The following is a 17920-nucleotide window of genomic DNA, read 5'->3' on the forward strand; positions in this document are numbered from 1 at the left end:
GGGGACCCCACATGGGCCAAGACGTCGACCTCGCCCGGTCTGTCGCCGACGACACGCTGGGACGCCTTGCCGCCGACCGCGACCTGCTCGGCCGCTCGGGCACCGCACAGCGCGTCGCCGAAGTGCTGCGGGACCGGATCGCCGAGGGCGCGCTGCCACCCGGCACCCGACTGTCCGAACAGGCCCTGGGCGCCGCCCTCGGTGTCTCCCGCAACACGTTGCGCGAGGCGTTCCGCTCCCTGGTCGACGGCCGCCTGGTCGTGCACGAGATGAATCGCGGCGTCTTCGTCCGCATGCTCGACCCCGACGACGTGACCGACATATACGCGGTCCGCCGAGCGTTGGAGGACACCGGCCTGCGGGCCGCCGCCACGGCCGACCCCGAGCGCCTGGCCGCACTGCACACGGCGGTCGCCGGCGGCGAAGCGGCGGCCGACGCCGGCGACTGGCCCGAGGTCGGCACCGCCGACCTGCGCTTCCACCGGGCCCTGGTCGCCCTCGCGGGCAGTCCGCGCCTGGACGAGTACATGACCCGGCTGATCGCCGAACTGCGGCTGGCCTTCCTGGCCATGCCCTCGGCGCGCGCGCTGCACGAACCGTTCTTGCGCCGCAACCGGCGGATCGTCGACCTGCTCGCGGCCGGCGACACCCCCGGCGCGGCGCTGGTGCTGGAGCGCTACCTGGACGACGCGTGCGAGATGATCTGCACCGCGATGCGCATGGACGGCGCATGAACACCACCGTGATCGACCTCAACGCCGACCTGGGCGAGGGCTTCGGCCGCTGGACGCTGACCGACGACGAGGCACTGCTGTCCGTGGTGACCAGCGCCAACGTCGCGTGCGGATTCCATGCCGGGGATCCGGCCACGATGCGTCGGGTCTGCGATCTGGCCGCCGAGCGCGACGTACGGATCGGCGCGCAGGTCTCCTATCGCGACCTGGCCGGCTTCGGCCGCCGCGCGATGGACGTGCCCGCCGCCGAGCTGGCCGCCGAAGTCGCCTACCAGATCGGCGCGTTGGAGGTCTTCGCGCGCGCCGCCGGCGCCCGGGTGGCCTATGTCAAGCCGCACGGCGCGCTGTACAACCGCACGGTGTGGGACGTGGACCAGGCCGCCGCGGTGGTCGCCGGCGTGCTCCTGGCCGGCGATGCGCTGCCGGTCCTGGGGCTGCCCGGCTCGCGCCTGCTCGAAGCCGCCGAGTCCGCGGGGCTTCCTTGTGTACGCGAGGCGTTCGCGGACCGCGCATACACCGCGCAGGGCACCCTGGTGCCGCGCGGGGAACCCGGAGCCGTCGTCCGGGACGGCGACCGGGTCGTGTCCCGCTCACTGACGATGGCGCGTGAGGGCGCCGTCGTCGCCATCACGGGAGAGCGGGTCGCCGTCTCGGCCCGGTCGCTGTGTCTGCACGGCGACACCCCGGGCGCGGCCGAGCTGGCGCTGCGGATCCGCCGCGCGCTGCTGGCCGCCGACGTGTCCCTGGAGCCGTTCGCGTGAGGGCCCTGCCGGTGGGCCGACACGCGTTGCTCCTGGAGGTGGACACGGCCGACCGGGCCGAGGCGCTGCACGCCGAACTGCTGCGTCGACGCGCCGCGGGAACCCTCCCGACGGTTCGCGAGATCGTCCCGGCGGCACGCACCGTGCTGCTGGACGGGCTCGCGGATCCCGCCGCGCTGGCCGCCGACGTCCCTCGTTGGCGCGTCCCGCCGCTGTCCGCCGAGGCGGGCGAGCTGATCGAGATCGCGGTCCGCTACGACGGGCCGGACCTGGCCGAGGTGGCCGACCTGTGGCGGGTGCCGGTCGAGCGCGTCCCCGAGATCATCGGCGGGATCACCTTCCGGGTCGCCTTCTGCGGCTTCGCACCCGGATTCGGCTACCTCACCGGCCTGCCCGAGCGCTACCACCTGGCCCGCCGGGCCACTCCGCGCACCGCCGTACCGGTCGGCTCGCTGGGGCTGGCGGGCGAGTACGCGGGCGTGTACCCGCGCTCCTCGCCCGGCGGTTGGCAACTGGTCGGCAGCACCGACGCGGTGTTGTGGGACGCCGCCCGCGAGCCCGCCGCGCTGTTCGCACCGGGCGTACGGGTGCACTTCGTGCCGGAGGGCCGATGAGCACGCGCGCGGTCGAGGTGGTCCGGGCCGGCGCCCTGACCACCGTGCAGGACCTGGGCCGAGCCGGGTTCGCGCACCTGGGCGTGCCCCGCTCCGGCGCGCTGGATCAACCCGCGCACCGGCTCGCCAATCGCCTGGTGGGCAACCCGCCCGACGCGGCGACCCTGGAGACCACTTTGACCGGCACCGCCGTGCGGGTGCGCGCGACCACCGTGGCCGCGGTGGTCGGCGCACCCTGCACGGTCCGGGTACAGGGCCGCCCGGTGGCGTGGGGCGCGGCGATCCGGATCCCGGCCGGTGCCGTGCTCGACGTCGGCCCGGCCACCGCCGGCCTGCGCGGCTACCTGGCCTTCGCCGGCGGCGTGGCGGTCGAACCCGTCCTGGGCAGCCGGTCCACCGACCTGCTCTCCGGGCTGGGGCCGGCGCCGCTGGCCGACGGCGACGTGCTCGCGCTGGGCGAGCCGACCGGCCCCACCCCGCCGGACGCGGACGTGTCCCGTCGACCGGGACCACCCACCGAACTCGTGCTGCCGCTGGTCCTCGGCCCGCGCCGGGACTGGTTCACCTCCGACACCCCGGCCTCGCTCGGCGCCGCGCGCTACACGGTGGCCTCGGCGAGCAACCGGATCGGGCTGCGCACCGACGGGCCCGCGCTGAGCTGGGCACGCACGGACGAACTGCCCAGCGAGGGAATGGTGTTGGGGGCGGTACAGGTGCCTCCGGACGGCCGACCGGTGCTGTTCCTGGCCGACCACCCGGTCACCGGCGGCTACCCGGTGATCGGCGTGGTCCCCGAGGAACACCTGGCCCTCGCCGCCCAGGCGGTCCCCGGCACCCCGGTCCGCTTCACCGTCACGGCGCACTGACCCACCGCGAAACCCTCGCCGCGCCGGCCGCCGATCGGCGACGCGACCGCTGTGGGCGGGAGTCGCCGAAGACCGGCCCAACACGCTCCCGCCACGGTCGCGCCCACCCGCCGAACGCGACCTCTGTGCACGGGAGTCAGCCGGGACTCCCGGCACCCCGCGCCCCACGACCGCGCCCACACCCACGACCGCACCTGCCTGCCGACCTGCCGACCTGCGACGCGCCGCCGCGCCCGTGAGTTCCTCACGTGCGGACCCGTGCGTTCCTCATGGCGGTTTCGTGACGATTGCGACTGCCGGCCGCTCCGCTGCGCCGGCAATGTTCCCAACGGCACCCGGCCAACGGGAATGGGAGTGCGATGAACAAGGGGTACGCGGTCTACTGCGACGCCGATCGGACGTTCTACGACGCGCCGCACCGACTCCGCACGGACGAGAGCGGTCCGGCGGCGTCCTACCGGACCACGCGCCGCGAACTCCCGGACGGCTGGCGGCGGCACAGCTCCGGCGACTGGCTCGCCTTCCGCCCGGCCGAGTGCCCGCTGCCCGCCCAGGGGTGGAAGATCCACGTCTCCGCGTGCCTGGGCAACGCCGAGAAGGTACTCGCCGCGGTCTGGGACTACTGCGTCCCGCGCGGCATCGCCTTCAAGTGCATGCCGAGCCCGTACCTGCTGCACACCCGCAACGCCAAGTACGCCGACCGGGCCGGGAGCGGAAAGTTCGTCACCGTCTACCCCGCCGACGACGGGGAGTGTCAGCGCGTCGCGACGGACCTGGCCGCACTGTTGGCCGGCGAGCCCGGCCCGTACATCCTCAGCGACCTGCGCTGGGGCGAGGGACCGGTCTACCTGCGGTACGGCAGCTTCACCGAACGCAACTGCCACGACGAGCGCGGCGAACTGTGTCCCGCGATCGAGGACGACACCGGCACCCTGGTCCCCGACCGTCGCGAGCCCACCTTCCGGCTGCCGCCGTGGCTCGACCCGCCCGCCTTCCTGGGCCCGCACCTGGCCGCCCGTGCCGCGACCACCGTCGGCGAACTCCCGTACAAGATCGAGCGCGCGCTGCACTTCTCCAACGGCGGCGGCGTCTACATCGGCCGGGATCTGCGCACCGACGAGCAGGTCGTCCTCAAGGAGGCCCGCCCGCACGCCGGGCTCGCCGCGGACGGCGCGGACGCGGTCACCCGCCTGGAGCGCGAGCGCGACGCGCTGCGCCGGCTGAGCGGGCTCGCCTGCACACCCGAGGTGCACGACTGGTTCAGCCTCGGCGAACACCGCTTCCTGGTGCTGGAGTTCATCCAGGGCAGTCCACTGAACACGTTCTTCGCCCACCGGCATCCGCTGATCGAGGCGGATCCCTCGCCCGAGCTCCTGGCCGAGTACACCCAGTGGGCGATGCGCGTGTACACACTCGTGGAGAACGCGATCGCGCAGATCCATGCCCGCGGCGTGGTCTTCAACGACCTGCACCTGTTCAACATCATGATGTCCGAGGACGAGAGCGCGGTGACGCTGCTCGACTTCGAGGCCGCCGCCGTCGACGACGCGAGCGGTCGCCAGGTGGTCGCCAACCCGGGCTTCGTCGCCCCGCGCGACCGGCGTGGCGCCGACGTGGACCGCTACGCCCTCGCCTGTCTGCGGATCGCCCTGTTCCTGCCACTCACCAGCCTGTTCGCGGTGGATCGGAACAAGGCCCGGCACCTGGCCCGCATCGCCGCCGAGCAGTTCCCGATTCCGGCGGGTTGGCTGGACGCGGCGGTCGAGGAGATCCTGCGCGGGTACCACCCGCAGGAGGCCCCGGACACGGCGTCGCCGGCACCGCGTCGGCCGCGGCCGACGCACGCGTACCTCCCGGTCGACCTCGACGACTGGCCGAACAGCCGCGACTCGATGGCCCGGGCGATCCACGCGTCCGCCACCCCGGACCGCGAGGATCGTTGTTTCCCGGGCGACATCGCCCAGTTCGCCGTACCCGGCGGCGGCGCGAACTTCGGGTACGGCGCGGCCGGTGTGTTGTACGCGCTGGGCGAGACCGGTGCCGAACCGCTCCCGGCGGCCGAGGAATGGCTGCTGCGCAGCACCAAGAACCTGCCGTCCGGCAACCCGATCGGCTTCTACGACGGCCTGTCCGGCGTCGCCTGGACACTGGACCGGCTCGGCCACCGGGAACGCGCCCTGGACCTGGTCGACACGATCCTCGCGCAGGACCGGCGCACGCTCGGATCCGACCTGCACAGCGGATTGGCCGGCCTCGGCCTGGCCCTGGACGCGCTGGCCTGCTCCACCGGCGAACGCGGCCTGCACACCCACGCGTCGGCCTGCGCCGAGCAGCTCGCCGACCGGGCCCGTACGGGTCCCGCGCCGGCCCGGGCCGGGCTGCTGCACGGCGCCACCGGCAGCGCGCTGCTGCACCTGCGACTGTACGAACGGCTGGGTGATCCGGCCCTGTTGGACGCCGCCGCCGAGGCGCTGCGGGCCGACCTGGCCCGCTGCGTGGTCGCGATCGGCGGCACCCTCCAGGTCGACGAGGGCAAACGCACGATGCCCTACCTGGGTGCGGGCAGCGTGGGTATCGGGATGGTCCTCGACGACTACCTCGCACACCGCTCCGACGCCGAGTTCGAGCGGGCCCGCATCGAGATCGTCCGCGCCGCGCAGGCCAAATTCTACGCCCAGCCCGGCCTGTTCCGCGGTGCCGCGGGCATGGTGCTGCACCTGAGTCGCACCGGCACCGGTGGACCCGGCACCGAACCGGACGACATCCGTCGGCAGATCGAGTCACTGTCCTGGGGCGCCGTCCCCTACCGGGGCCGACTGGCCTTCGCCGGTGAGCAGATGATGCGCCTGTCGATGGACCTGAGCACCGGCACCGCCGGTTGCCTGCTCGCGTTGGGCAGCGCCCTGCACGACCGACCCGTGCAACTGCCCTTCCTCCCGCCGCCACCGCGGCCCTGAAGCCGATTCCTTCACGGGGATCGAAGCAGGACCGGCCCGCCGTTTCGGGGGCCGGCGCACCATCCCGAACGACCGAGCACCACTACCGAGAGGAACGATCATCATGGCACTTCTCGACCTGCAGGCGCTGGAGACCGACGAGGCCCCCGAGTTCGGCGGCGGTGGCGGCGGGAGCCGCGCCAGCCTGCTCCTGTGCGGCAACAGCAGCCTGAGCCTGGTCACCTGCAACTGACCCACCCACTCCCGGGGATGACCTCCCCGAAGTGACGAGTTCCACGCGGTCCCGGGCGGCGGCATTCCGCCCGGGACCGCTGCTCTCGAAAGTACGCCCTCAGAGCGGACTCAGGACCGATCCCGTACCCGGAGGCGAGGAATCGCAGCACATGGCCGCCACGCGCCGGACCGCCGACCGCGCCGAACAAGCGCCCACCGACGGCACCGGCCGGCTCCTGATCGGTGCCGTGCGGCACAGCGCGGGGCGCACCGCGGCCGCGTTCGGCTGCAGCGCCGGCTCCGCCGCCGTCGCGATCGCGCTGCCCGCCGTCCTGGGCCACACGCTCGACCTGCTCCTCGACGACGCCGCCGGCGCGCGCCGCGCGGTCGCCCTGTGCGCGATCCTGATCGTCGCCGAGGTCGTCTTCGACGCATCGGAGGCGCTCCTGGGCGGGATCATCACCGCCCGGACCGCCGCCTGGCTGCGCCGGCTCGGCATCGACCACGTGTTGTCCCTCGCCCCGCACCGCGCCGCCGAGCGCTGCACTCCCGGCGACCTGGTCACCCGGCTCACCGGCAACGTCGCCGAGGCGAGTACCGCTCCCGTCACGGCCGCAAACGGCGTGGCCACGCTCTTCGTACCGCTCGGTGGCCTGATCGCACTCGCGTTGATCGACATCCGGCTGTTCGCGGTCTTCCTGGCGGGTCTACCGCTGCTGGCCTGGCTGCTGCGCGCCTTCGTCCGCGACACCTCGGACAGCGTGACCCGCTACCAGCGCGTGCAGGCGGACATCGCCGGCCGGCTCGTCGAGGCGCTGGGCGGCGCGCGCACGATCGCCGCCGCCGGCAGCTCGGCACGCGAACTCGAGCGGATCCTGGCGCCGTTGCCGGAACTGGGCAACCAGGGCAGGCGGATGTGGCACGTCTACGGACGGGCCATGGCCGGCGCCGGAATCCTGGTACCGCTGCTGACCACCGCGGTGTTGGCGGTCGGCGGAGTACGACTGACCCACGGCGACCTGACCGTCGGCGAACTGCTCGCCGCCTCGCGCTACGCCGTGCTGGCCGCCGGTCTGGGCGCCGTCGTCGGGCAGATCAACGCCCTCGTACGCAGCCGCGCCGCCGGCCGCCGCACCGCCGAGTTGCTCGCCGTGCCTTCGATGCGGTCGGGCACCGACCCGCTTCCGGTGGACGGCCCGGGTCGGCTCGAACTGCGCGGGGTCACCGTCGTCCGGGACGGCACGCCGGTACTGCGCGACGTGGACCTGATCGTGCCGGGCGGCACCACCACGGCCGTGGTCGGGCACTCCGGTGCGGGCAAGTCCACACTCGCCGCGGTCGCCGGACGACTGACCGACGTGGACGCGGGCACGGTGCTGTTGGACGGTGTACCGCTGGCCCGAATCGCCCCGGAACGGCTGCGTCGGGAGGTCGGGTACGCCTTCGAGCGACCGGCCCTGTTCGGCGACACGATCGCCGGGGCGATCGCCTTCGGCCCCTACGCCTGCTCCCCCGGCGAGATCGAGATCGCCGCCGAGGCAGCCGGCGCCGACGGCTTCATCCGGCTCCTGCCGAAGGGCTACGCGGCGCCGCTGGACACCGCGCCGCTTTCCGGCGGCGAGCTGCAACGCCTCGGCCTGGCACGCGCGTTCGCGCACGCAGGCCGATTGCTCGTGCTGGACGACGCCACGTCGAGCCTGGACAGTGTCACCGAACTGCGGGTCGGTCGGGCGCTGGTCCGGGACGTCCGCGCGGGCACCCGACTGCTGATCGCCCACCGAGCCTCCTCCGCGGCGCGGGCCGACCGGGTCGTCTGGCTGGAGGACGGCCGGGTGCGCGCGTTGGGCACGCACGAGGTGCTGTGGGAAGACCCGGGCTACCGGGCGGTGTTCGCGGATCCGGGCGAGGTGCCGGGTGCCCGGGAGGACCCGGGCTACCGGGCGGCGTTCGCCGATCCGGATGAGACTGCCGACGGATCGGCTGCCGGGGCCGCGCCGGACTCCGTCGGGGAGGCCCGGTGAAGGCCGGTCGATCCCGGGTTCCGGTGTTGGCCCGGCGTTTCCTGGCCCGGCGCAGGTGGGTCCTGGTCCGGCTCGCGGGCTGGTCGCTGCTGGAGTCGACCCAGACGTTCCTCGGCGGCTACGGCGTGGCGATGGCCCTCGATCGCGGCTTTCTGGCCGGGCACACCGGAATCGGGTTGGTCTGGCTGGCCGTTGCGGCAGTGGCGATCGTCCTCGGCGGGTCGGCCACGGGCGGAACCTTTCGCGGCCTGGCCGATCTGGTCGAGCCGCTGCGCGACGGGCTGGTCCGGCGGGTGGCGGCCGGCGCATTGGTCGAGGCGATCGACGCGCCGGCGCGCGCGGCGGACGGCGCGGTGGTCTCCCGCCTGACCAACCAGAGCGAGATCGCCCGGGACAGCTTCGCCGGACTGGTCCTGGTGACCCGTTCGTTCGTCTTCACCGCGCTCGGCGCATTGTTCGGACTGGCCGCACTGGCACCGGAGTTGCTGGTCGTGGTGGTGCCGCCGCTGGTGCTGGGACTGGGGCTCTTCCTGGCCACGCTGGCACCGATGGCCGCGCGCCAGCGTGCCTTCCTGGACGCCGACGAGGCGCTGTCCGCCCGACTCGGGATGGTGGCGACGGGCCTGCGCGACGTACTGGCGGGCGGCGCACACGATTCGGTCGCGGCCCGCACGCACGCGCTGATCGACGCCGAGGCGCGCGCGGCGCGGTCGTTGGCCCGGTGGGCCGGCGCGCGGGCGATCGCGCTGGGGGTGGCCGGGCAGTTGCCGGTCCTGCTGCTGTTGGTGACCGCGCCCTGGCTGCTCGATCGGGGCCTGACCGCGGGTGCGCTGCTGGGTGCGCTGACCTACCTCACCCAGGCACTGCTGCCGGCGCTGCACACGTTGATGCACGCGCTCGGCGCGGCCGGCACCCGACTGCTCGTGGTCCTGGATCGGCTCACCGCGGGGCCGACGGTCACTCCGGCCGCAGCGCGACGCGTGGCCGGCTCGACCGGCGCGTCCGGCGGGCCGCCGCGCGTGCGGCTGCACCGCGTGACGTTCGCGTACGGACCGAGCGCGGCGCCGGTGTTGCGCGATCTGGACCTGAGCGTCGAACCCGGTGAGCACCTCGTGGTGGTCGGTCCCAGCGGGATCGGCAAGTCGACGCTGACGGCCATCGTCGCGGGTGTGCTCGCACCGGACCGGGGCGAGGTGTACGTGGACGGCCGGCCGGTCCGCCCGGTCGGCGGTGACCCGTCCCGGCTGCGGGTGCTCATCCCGCAGCAGGCGTACGTGTTCACCGGCAGCGTCCGGGAGAACCTGCACTACCTGTGTCCGGACGGCGCGTCCACATCGGCGTTGACCGCGTCGGCGGACGCGGTGGGCCTGTTGCCGCTGATCGATCGACTGGGTGGCCTCGACGCGCCGGTGGACCCGGCGTCGTTGTCCCAGGGCGAGCGGCAGTTGATCGCGCTGGGCCGGGCCCACCTGTCACCGGCGCCCCTGGTCTTGCTGGACGAGGCCACGTGTCATCTGGATCCGGTCGCCGAACGGCGCGCCGAACAAGCCTTCGCGCAGCGGCCCGGGACGCTGATCGTGGTCGCGCATCGGATCAGTTCGGCCCGACGGGCGGACCGGGTGCTGGTCCTGGACGGCGTGCACGCGGTGTGCGGGACGCATCACGAACTCCTGGAGCGCTCGTCGCTGTACCGGGATCTGGTCGGGGACTGGCACGCCGAGCGAATCTGAGCCGGGCGTCGGGGCGGTGGCGGGGCGTCGGGGGTGCTCACGTGGTCGGGATCCGGGCTGGGGTGCGCCCGGATCCGACAGGGCCGTTCTATACCCAGCCGGCGTCCTGCGAGATCCGGATGGCGTCGATCCGGTTGCGGGCTCCGGTCTTGCGGGTGATCGCGGACATGTAGTTCCGTACCGTGCCGATGCTGAGCCGCAGGTTGCGGGCTATCTCAGGAGCGGACGCCCCTTCGGCGGCCAGCGTCAGCACCCGTATCTCGCGTGGGGTCAGCGGGGCACTCGCGGCGCGCAGCAGATCGAGCGCGAGCGACCCGTCCACGTAGCGCCGACCGGCGGCCACCAACCGGATCGCGCGCGGCAGTTGCGGCGGCTGGGCGTCCTTGTCCACGAAGCCCAAAGCCTTGGCCTCGGCCGCGCGACACAGGCTGCCCGGCCGCGAGGTGGTGGCCAGGACGAGCAGGGCACAGTCCGGGTCGACCGGGCGTCGCGGTAATTGCACGGACCCGGGACAGTCCACGTCCACCACACAGACGTGCGGACGTTGGCACCGGGCCCGATTCGGTGCGCCGTCCCAACTATCGGCCTCCACCTCGATGTCCTCCTCGCGATCGAGCAGCGCGGTCAGCGCCGATCGCATCAATTCCGTGTCGTGCACCAAGAGAACGCGGATCATTGTTCGCTCCCAACCGACGCCGACGTCCCGAAGTTGCCCGTCGAGCACCTCGATAGCTACCCCGCCCCACGACTTACACCACAACCTGTAATCGAATGATGCGTTTGTGCGACGTTTGGATCCCTCGCTCGCACTTCCTGTCGAACCACGACCGCTCGGGGCCGCTCTCGATCACGCGGTGCCGCCGGCCCGGCCGGAGCTTCCGGTGCGGATCGGCGCGCGGGCGGGGGCTACCGACGGGGCCCGGCGCCTTTGGGCCGACGCGTCGGACCGCAGCGCCGGGTTCGGGCCCAACTCGGCGCCCACGTCTCGCCGTCCGGGTCGTCGGGTGCCGCGGCGGTGAGATGGTCGCGCAGCGCGGTGAGCGCGGGGTGCGGGTTGTCCGTGCGCCAGAGCAGCGAGTGCGGGTAGATCGGGGTCGGATCGCACAGCGGGATGAGCCGCAGGTCGTGGCCGACCGGCCAGACGAGTGGCGTTCGGTCGGTGAGGAAGGTCGCCAGCGTCGACGAGTCGGCGATCGTGTCGAGGAGCGCCTCGATGCCGAAGTCGGGGCCGATCGTGTCGATGGTGAGCCCGAACGCGGCGCCGAGTTCGTCGTAGTAGGCGGTCCACTCGGTGCCCCGGATGTTGCCCGGCATCCAGATCCGATGGCCGACCAGTCGGGCAAGCTCGACCGCGCGGGCGGTGGCGAACTCGTGGGTGGGGCCGACGAACAGCCGAAGCGGCTCGTCCAGGACCGGGGTCGCCTCGACGCCGTCGGGCAGTTGCCGACCGGGCATGGTGACGGCACGCAGGGTCGCGTCGATGACGCCGGACCGTACGGCGTCCACGGCCGCGTCGGCGCCGAAGAGGGTCACCACGTCGAGCCCGATCTCCGGGTGCGCGCGGTGGAAGTCGCGCACCAGTCCGGCCGGGGCGAGCCGGCGGCCGACCACGTCGACGCGCAGCGCGCGCCGCCCCGGACGCACGGAGGCGGCGGCCTGCTCCGCGGCGAGCAGCAGAGCCCGGGCGTGCGGCAGGAACACCTGCCCGTCGATGGTCAATTGTGCTCCTCGCGCGGTGCGCACGAACAACTGCACACCGAGATCCTTCTCCAGCGCCGCGACGCGCTTGGAGACGGCCTGCTGGGTGATCGACAGCCGGGCTGCGGCCGACTGGAACCGTCCCGCGTCCACGGCGGCGACGAAAGTGCGCACGGCGGCGATATCCACGCCGCCATGCTAGACGCACAACCGATGGTTGTGGATTGTGGGTGAGATAGTTGTTTGATCCCATTACGTCATGCTCGATTTGATGTCTCCGGTCAACGCTCGGTTTCACGAAGGGCGCCCCCTCTCGCCTCGGAGATGACACACTCGTGCCGGATTCCTTCGTCCACCTGCACAATCACACCGAATACTCGATGCTCGACGGTGCCCAGAAGCTCGGGCCGATGTTCGGCGAGGTCGCCCGGCTGGGGATGCCCGCGATCGCCATGAGCGACCACGGCAACATGTTCGGCGCCCACGAGTTCGCCCGGGTCGCGAAGGGTTTCGCCGGCATCAAGCCGATCATCGGCATCGAGGCGTACGTGGCGCCCTCGTCCCGGTTCTCCCGGAAGCAGGAGTTCTGGGGGCCCGGTGGCCGACGCGCCGTCGGCAACGACGGCGAGGGTTCGAAGGACGTCTCCGGCGGCGGTCGTTTCACGCACATGACCATGTGGGCGCGCGACGTCCAAGGATTGCGGAACCTGTTCCGGCTCGGCACCCAGGCCAACTACGAAGGCCAGTTCCCGGCCGGCAAACCGCGCATGGACCGGGAATCGATCGCGCAGCGGCCCGACGGCATCATCGCCACGACCGGCTGCCCGTCCGGCGAGGTGCAGACCCGCCTGCGGCTGAACCAGTACGACGAGGCGAAGGCCGCCGCCGCGGCGTACCGGGAGATCTTCGGCCCGGAGAACTACTTCCTGGAGTTGATGGACCACGGCCTGGCCATCGAACGCGACGTCCGCGACGGTCTGTTGCGCCTGGCCAAGGAGGTGGGCATCCCGCTCCTGGCCACCAACGACGCGCACTACGTCACCGAGGACCAGGCCGACGCGCACGACAGTCTGTTGTGCATCGGGGTCGGCAAGGACAAGAACGACCCCAAACGTTTCCGCTTCGACGGCTCCGGCTACTACCTCAAGTCGGCCGCCGAGATGCGCATCCTGTTCGCGGAACTACCCGAAGCCTGCGACAACACCCTGCTGATCGCCGAACGCGTCGAGTCCTACGACGACGTCTTCGACTACGTCGACGAGATGCCGCACTTCCCGGACGTACCGGCGGGCGAGAGCCAGGAGTCCTGGCTGCGCAGGGAAGTCCTCAAGGGGCTGGCGATGCGCTACGGGGATCCGATCCCGGCGCATGTCGTGGACCGCTTCGAGACCGAGATGTCGGTCATCGGCCCGATGGGCTTCAGTTCGTACTTCTTGGTCGTCGCCGACATCTGCCGGCACGCCCGGGACAATCGCATCCCGCTCGGCCCCGGGCGCGGCTCGGCCACCGGCTCCATCGTGGCCTACGCCACGCGCATCACCGAACTGTGCCCACTGGAACACGGTCTGCTCTTCGAGCGGTTCCTCAACCCCGAGCGGATCAACCCGCCCGACGTCGACCTCGACTTCGACGATCGCCAACGCGAGCGCATGGTGCGCTACGTCACCGAGAAGTACGGCGACGAGTACACCGCCATGGTGAACACGTTCGGCAGGATCAAGGCCAAGAACGCGATCAAGGACTCGGCGCGCATCCTGGGGTACCCCTACTCCCACGGCGAGCGCATCACCAAGGCACTCCCACCGGACCACAACGGCAAGCCCGCCCCGCTGGCCGCCGTCTTCGACGCCTCCCACGAGCGGTACGCCGAAGCCGGCGAACTGCGCCGCATGTACGACGACGAGCAGGACGTCAAGCGGGTGTTGGACACCGCGCGCGGAGTCGAGGGCCTGATCCGCGGCACCGGCGTGCACGCCGCGGCGGTGATCCTGTCCAAGACCAGACTCACCGACCGGATCCCGCTGCACATGCGCGCCTCGGACGGCGTGCGGATCACCGGGTTCGACTACCCCTCGTGCGAGGCGATGGGCCTGATCAAGATGGACTTCCTGGGCCTGCGGAACCTGGGTGTCATCGACCAGGCCATCGAGAACATCCGGGAGAACCGGGGCATCGAGCTGGCCACCGTCGACCCGCTGGACGGCAATCCGTCGACCGTCGTGATCCCTCTGGACGACGCCAGGACGTACCGGTTGCTGGCCGAGGGCAACACGTTCGGCGTCTTCCAGCTCGACGGCGGCGGCATGCGCGTCCTGCTGCGGCAGATGGAGCCCACCCGGTTCGAGGACATCGCCGCGGTCAACGCCCTGTACCGTCCCGGCCCCATGGCGGCGAACGCGCACACCAACTACGCGCACCGCAAGACCGGCCGCCAGGAGATCACCCCGATCCACCCCGAACTGCGCGACGCCCTGGAGCCGATCCTCGGGAACACCTTCCACCTGCTCGTCTACCAGGAGCAGATCATGGCCATCGCCCGGGAGTTGGCCGGTTACACCCTGGGCGGCGCCGACCTGCTGCGCCGCGCGATGGGCAAGAAGAAGCCGGAAGTGCTCGCCGCGGAATGGGACAAGTTCCACGACGGCATGCGCGGCAACGGCTACGGCGAGGAAGCGATCAAGGCGCTGTGGGACGTCATGCTCCCCTTCTCCGGCTACGCGTTCAACAAGTCCCACACCGCCGGCTACGGCCTCGTCTCGTACTGGACCGCCTACCTCAAGGCCAACCACCCGGCCGAATACATGGCCGCGCTGCTCACGTCCGTCGGCGACGACAAGGACAAGGCGGCGGTCTACCTCGCCGACGCGCGCAAGAACGGCGTGCGGGTACTCGCACCCGATGTCAACGAGTCGGTCGCGGAGTTCACCGCCGTCGGTGACGATGTGCGGTTCGGGCTGCGGTCGGTGCGCAACGTCGGCGACAACGTCATCGAGGCCGTCGTGGAAGCCCGGCGGCGGAAGGGGAAGTTCGTCTCCTTCGCGGATTTCCTGAGCAAGGCGGACCTGCCCGCTTTGAACAAGCGGGCGGTGGACTCCCTGATCAAGGCGGGCACGTTCGACTCGCTGGGGCATTCGCGCAAGGGCCTGGCCGCCGTGCACGAGGACGCCATCGACGCGTTCATCCCGGTGAAGAAGGCGGCGAGCTTCGGTCAGGACGATCTCTTCGCCGACGCGGGCGCGGCAAACGGCGACGGGCCCGCCTTCGGCCTGCACTTCCCGATCGACGACGCCGAGTGGCCACGCCGGCAACTCCTGGCCACCGAACGCGAGATGCTGGGACTGTACGTCTCCGCCCACCCGCTGGACGGGGCCGAGCACATCCTCTCCGCCGCGCGGGACTGCACCATCGCCGCGCTGCTCGCCTCCGAGCGCGGGTCCGGGGACGTCCGACTGTCCGGACTGATCACCGGTGTGCACCTCAAGACGACCAAGCAGGGCAACGCGTGGGCCATCGTCGACCTCGAGGATCGGGACGCCGGCATCGAGGTCCTGTTCTTCCCCGCCGTCTACCGACTCGTCCGGCACGCACTGGCCGAGGACCATGCCGTCTCGGTCACCGGCCGAATCGAGAACCGGGACGGAACCCCGAACATCTTCGGCCGGGAGGTGACGGTGCTGGACGTGTCCTCCGCCGAGCACGGCGGCAAACCCCCCGTCCGCCTCGCCCTCCCCGCCCACCGGATCACCGAACGGTCGGTGGCCGAACTCAAACGGATCCTCGCCGCCCACCCGGGAGACAGCCCGGTCCACCTCACCGTTCGCGGCGTGCACAAGACCACCGTCTACGCCCTGGCCGCCAAGGTCGACGCAGCCGCCCTCGCCTCCGAGGTCAAGGGCGCCTTCGGAGCCGAGTCCTGGGTGGGCGGCACATGAGGGAGGCCCTCGCCACGCGGGCCCTCCGCGTTCACGGATTCCGGCGCGGGCGGCCGGCAACGCGGACAGGGCAGGCAGAGCGGCGCGGGCCGGGGGCGGGGCCGGGCGGGGTGCGTTGGCGCGGGCTCGCCCCGGTCAGCGCGCCGACAGGGTGTCGTCCACCCATTCGCTGGCCAGGACCTCGTCCAGGACCAGCGCGCCCGCGCCCAGCATGCACGCGTCCCGGCCGGTGACGGCGGTGGCGATCTCCAGGTCGCGAGTGGCCAGCGGCAGGCAGCGTTCGTAGATCGCGCCGCGTACGGCGGCGACGAAGGGCTCGGCCGCGGAGAGACCGCCGCCGAGGACGAGCACGTCCGGGTTGAAGAAGTTCACCAGCGGGGTGAGCACCTGGCCGGCCAGCCGGCCGGCATTGCGGACCAGCGTGGTCACCTCGGGCACGCCGTCGTTGACCAGTTCGACCAGTTGGCGCGACGAGGAGACCTCGATGCCCTGGGCACGCAGCGTGCGGCGCAGTGCCGCGCCGCTCGCGTGTGCCTCCAGGCAGTCGGAGTGTCCGCACGAGCAGGTGACCGGTTCGGGGACATGGACCGGGACGTGGCTGATGTCGCCCGCCGCGCCGCGCCCGCGGTGCAGCTTCCCGGACGCGATGATGCCGCAGCCGATCCCGGTGCCGGCCTTGACCGCCATCAGGTTGTCCCGATCCGGCCAGCCGTAGCGGTGCTCGCCCACCGCCATCAGATTGGCGTCGTTCTCCACCACCACGCGTACGCCGAGGAGTTCGCTCATCCGGCGGCCGATCGGGTACTCGTTCCAGCCGGGCATCCGAGACGGCGCGATCACCTTGGCGGCGGCCGGGTCGACCGGGCCGGGCATGCCCATGCCGACGCCGAGCAGTGGCAGCTCTTCGACGGTCGCCTGACGAAGCGTCATCCGGATGTGTTCCAGCAGGCGTTCGCTCACCCGCTCGGGTCCTTCGGTGATGTCGCCGGGGAGTTCGTGCTCCAGGAGCACCCGGCCGGCCAGGTCCAGGACCGCCATCCGCAGGTGGTGGGTGCCCACGTCGACGGCCACCACCACGCCCGCGTTCTCGTGCAGGCGTAGCTGTCGGGGGCGCCGGCCGCCCCGGGAGGCGCCCTCGCCGTCCTCGCGCAGCAACCCCGCGTCTATGAGTTCCTCCACGCGCAGCGAGACGCTCGACGGGGCCATGCCGCTCAATCGGGCGAGTTCCGCCCGGGATCGACCGTGCCCCTTGGCCACCAGTCGCACCAGGTCACCCGCGCTTCCAGCCAACGTCCCACTCCGTTCGAGGCACACCTGCTGCGGTACGGCAGTGACAGGAATAGCACACCCGGTAATATCCAGCAAGGCATTGACTTCCTTCGAATTTCGCTTCTACTGTCACACGAAACTTCGATTCCGAACAAAGATGGAGCGTTGATGAAGTCCACGTCGCCCTCTTCCGCCGTACTGACGCCCATGGTCGAGGCGCGCGCCATCAACAAGTCGTTCGGGGCGGTCCGCGTGCTGACCGACGTGGACCTGACCGTCGCCGCAGGCGAGGTGGTCGTGCTGATCGGCCCCTCCGGCGCGGGCAAATCGACGCTGTGCCGCTGTCTGAACCGGCTGGAGAACGTCGATTCCGGCGTGGTCCTGCTGGACGGGGAGGAACTACCCGCCGAGGGTCGGGCATTGGCCCGGCTGCGCACCGAAGTGGGCATGGTCTTCCAACAGTTCAACCTGTTCGCGCACAAGACCGTGTTGCAGAACGTCACGCTCGGGCCGATCCGGGTCAAGGGCCTGTCCGCGGGCGACGCGGACCGGCAGGCCCGGGCGCTGCTGGACCGGGTGGGCATCGCCGACAAGGCGGACCACTACCCGGCACAACTGTCCGGTGGCCAGCAGCAACGCGCGGCCATCGCCCGGGCGCTGGCCATGCAGCCCAAGGTGATGCTCTTCGACGAACCGACCAGCGCGCTGGACCCGGAGATGGTCAACGAGGTCCTGGACGTGATGGTCGACCTGGCCCGCGAGGGCATGACCATGGTCGTGGTCACGCACGAGATGGGCTTTGCCCGCCGCGCCGCGGACCGGGTGGTCTTCATGGCCGACGGACAGATCGTCGAGGTCGGCACGCCCGAAACCTTCTTCACCGCACCGACCACGGACCGCGCCCGCGACTTCCTGTCCAAGGTGCTCAGCCACTGACGCACCCGGAGCCCGGCGCCCGCCGGGCCGTCCACGGGCCCGGGTCAAACGACCCCCGGTCATCCGGGTCACCGGGCCGGCGAAACCCCGGCCCATCGCAGCACCGAACCGCCGAGCGTCGGGACAACCGCTCCGCTCCCCGGCCCCGTACGCCCTCGTCCCCCTACCCTCACCTGCGAAGGAAGGCCC

At 71.9% G+C, this 17920-nt stretch carries 12 protein-coding genes and 1 pseudogene; 10 read left to right on the forward strand and 3 right to left on the reverse strand.

All coding sequences use genetic code 11. From position 1 onward, the window contains the following. The first annotated feature begins 11 nt into the window (after positions 1–11). The 8 genes and pseudogenes from A3IC_RS0115750 to A3IC_RS0115785 form a co-directional block, all read left to right on the forward strand. Positions 12–734 (forward strand): GntR family transcriptional regulator, encoded by a 723-nt coding sequence (locus A3IC_RS0115750; protein WP_020551006.1) that lies wholly within the window; start codon positions 12–14, stop codon positions 732–734. After that, complete coding sequence (locus A3IC_RS0115755; RefSeq protein ID WP_020551007.1) at positions 731–1495, forward strand: LamB/YcsF family protein; 765 nt, start codon at positions 731–733, stop codon at positions 1493–1495. The genes A3IC_RS0115750 and A3IC_RS0115755 overlap by 4 nt, the downstream gene beginning before the upstream one ends. After that, the gene (locus A3IC_RS0115760; RefSeq protein ID WP_020551008.1) at positions 1492–2109 is read left to right on the forward strand and encodes a 5-oxoprolinase subunit B family protein; all 618 of its coding nucleotides are present in this window, start codon (positions 1492–1494) and stop codon (positions 2107–2109) included. Before A3IC_RS0115755 ends, A3IC_RS0115760 begins: the two co-directional genes overlap by 4 nt. After that, positions 2106–2975, forward strand: coding sequence for a 5-oxoprolinase subunit C family protein (locus tag A3IC_RS0115765; protein ID WP_020551009.1), 870 nt, complete (start codon positions 2106–2108; stop codon positions 2973–2975). The genes A3IC_RS0115760 and A3IC_RS0115765 overlap by 4 nt, the downstream gene beginning before the upstream one ends. 359 nt (positions 2976–3334) lie before the next feature. Then, positions 3335–5932, forward strand: a complete 2598-nt coding sequence (gene lanKC / locus A3IC_RS0115770; protein ID WP_020551010.1) for a class III lanthionine synthetase LanKC — start codon at positions 3335–3337, stop codon at positions 5930–5932. A 103-nt stretch (positions 5933–6035) separates the two neighbouring features. Further along, entirely contained in the window at positions 6036–6164 is a 129-nt protein-coding gene (locus A3IC_RS0115775) for a SapB/AmfS family lanthipeptide (RefSeq protein WP_020551011.1), read from the forward strand. A 151-nt stretch (positions 6165–6315) separates the two neighbouring features. After that, on the forward strand, positions 6316–8166 hold the full coding sequence (locus A3IC_RS0115780) for an ABC transporter ATP-binding protein (RefSeq protein WP_020551012.1): 1851 nt from the start codon (positions 6316–6318) through the stop codon (positions 8164–8166). Continuing rightward, positions 8163–9893, forward strand: a pseudogene (locus tag A3IC_RS0115785) (ATP-binding cassette domain-containing protein); the annotation flags it as partial. The gene A3IC_RS0115780 and the pseudogene A3IC_RS0115785, both read left to right, overlap by 4 nt. Positions 9894–9984: 91 nt before the next feature. On the opposite strand, the gene A3IC_RS0115790 reads toward A3IC_RS0115785, so the two are convergent. Next, the gene (locus A3IC_RS0115790) at positions 9985–10572 is read right to left on the reverse strand and encodes a response regulator transcription factor (RefSeq protein ID WP_026218306.1); all 588 of its coding nucleotides are present in this window, start codon (positions 10570–10572) and stop codon (positions 9985–9987) included. 230 nt (positions 10573–10802) lie between these two features. Continuing rightward, positions 10803–11783, reverse strand: a complete 981-nt coding sequence (locus tag A3IC_RS0115795) for a LysR family transcriptional regulator (protein WP_020551015.1) — start codon at positions 11781–11783, stop codon at positions 10803–10805. A gap of 146 nt (positions 11784–11929) precedes the next feature. Here A3IC_RS0115795 and dnaE point away from each other — a divergent pair, with 146 nt between their 5' ends. Further along, complete coding sequence (dnaE, locus tag A3IC_RS0115800; protein ID WP_020551016.1) at positions 11930–15526, forward strand: DNA polymerase III subunit alpha; 3597 nt, start codon at positions 11930–11932, stop codon at positions 15524–15526. Positions 15527–15661: 135 nt separating this feature from the next. Here dnaE and A3IC_RS0115805 read toward each other — a convergent pair whose 3' ends face one another. Further along, the gene (locus A3IC_RS0115805; protein WP_040876686.1) at positions 15662–16816 is read right to left on the reverse strand and encodes an ROK family transcriptional regulator; all 1155 of its coding nucleotides are present in this window, start codon (positions 16814–16816) and stop codon (positions 15662–15664) included. Between the two features lie 147 nt (positions 16817–16963). On the opposite strand from A3IC_RS0115805, the gene A3IC_RS0115810 reads away from it, so the two are divergent. Next, positions 16964–17731, forward strand: coding sequence for an amino acid ABC transporter ATP-binding protein (locus A3IC_RS0115810; protein ID WP_020551018.1), 768 nt, complete (start codon positions 16964–16966; stop codon positions 17729–17731). Positions 17732–17920: the final 189 nt, after the last annotated feature.

Origin of the sequence: Embleya scabrispora DSM 41855 (assembly GCF_000372745.1) — a bacterium.
Lineage (GTDB): Bacteria > Actinomycetota > Actinomycetes > Streptomycetales > Streptomycetaceae > Embleya > Embleya scabrispora.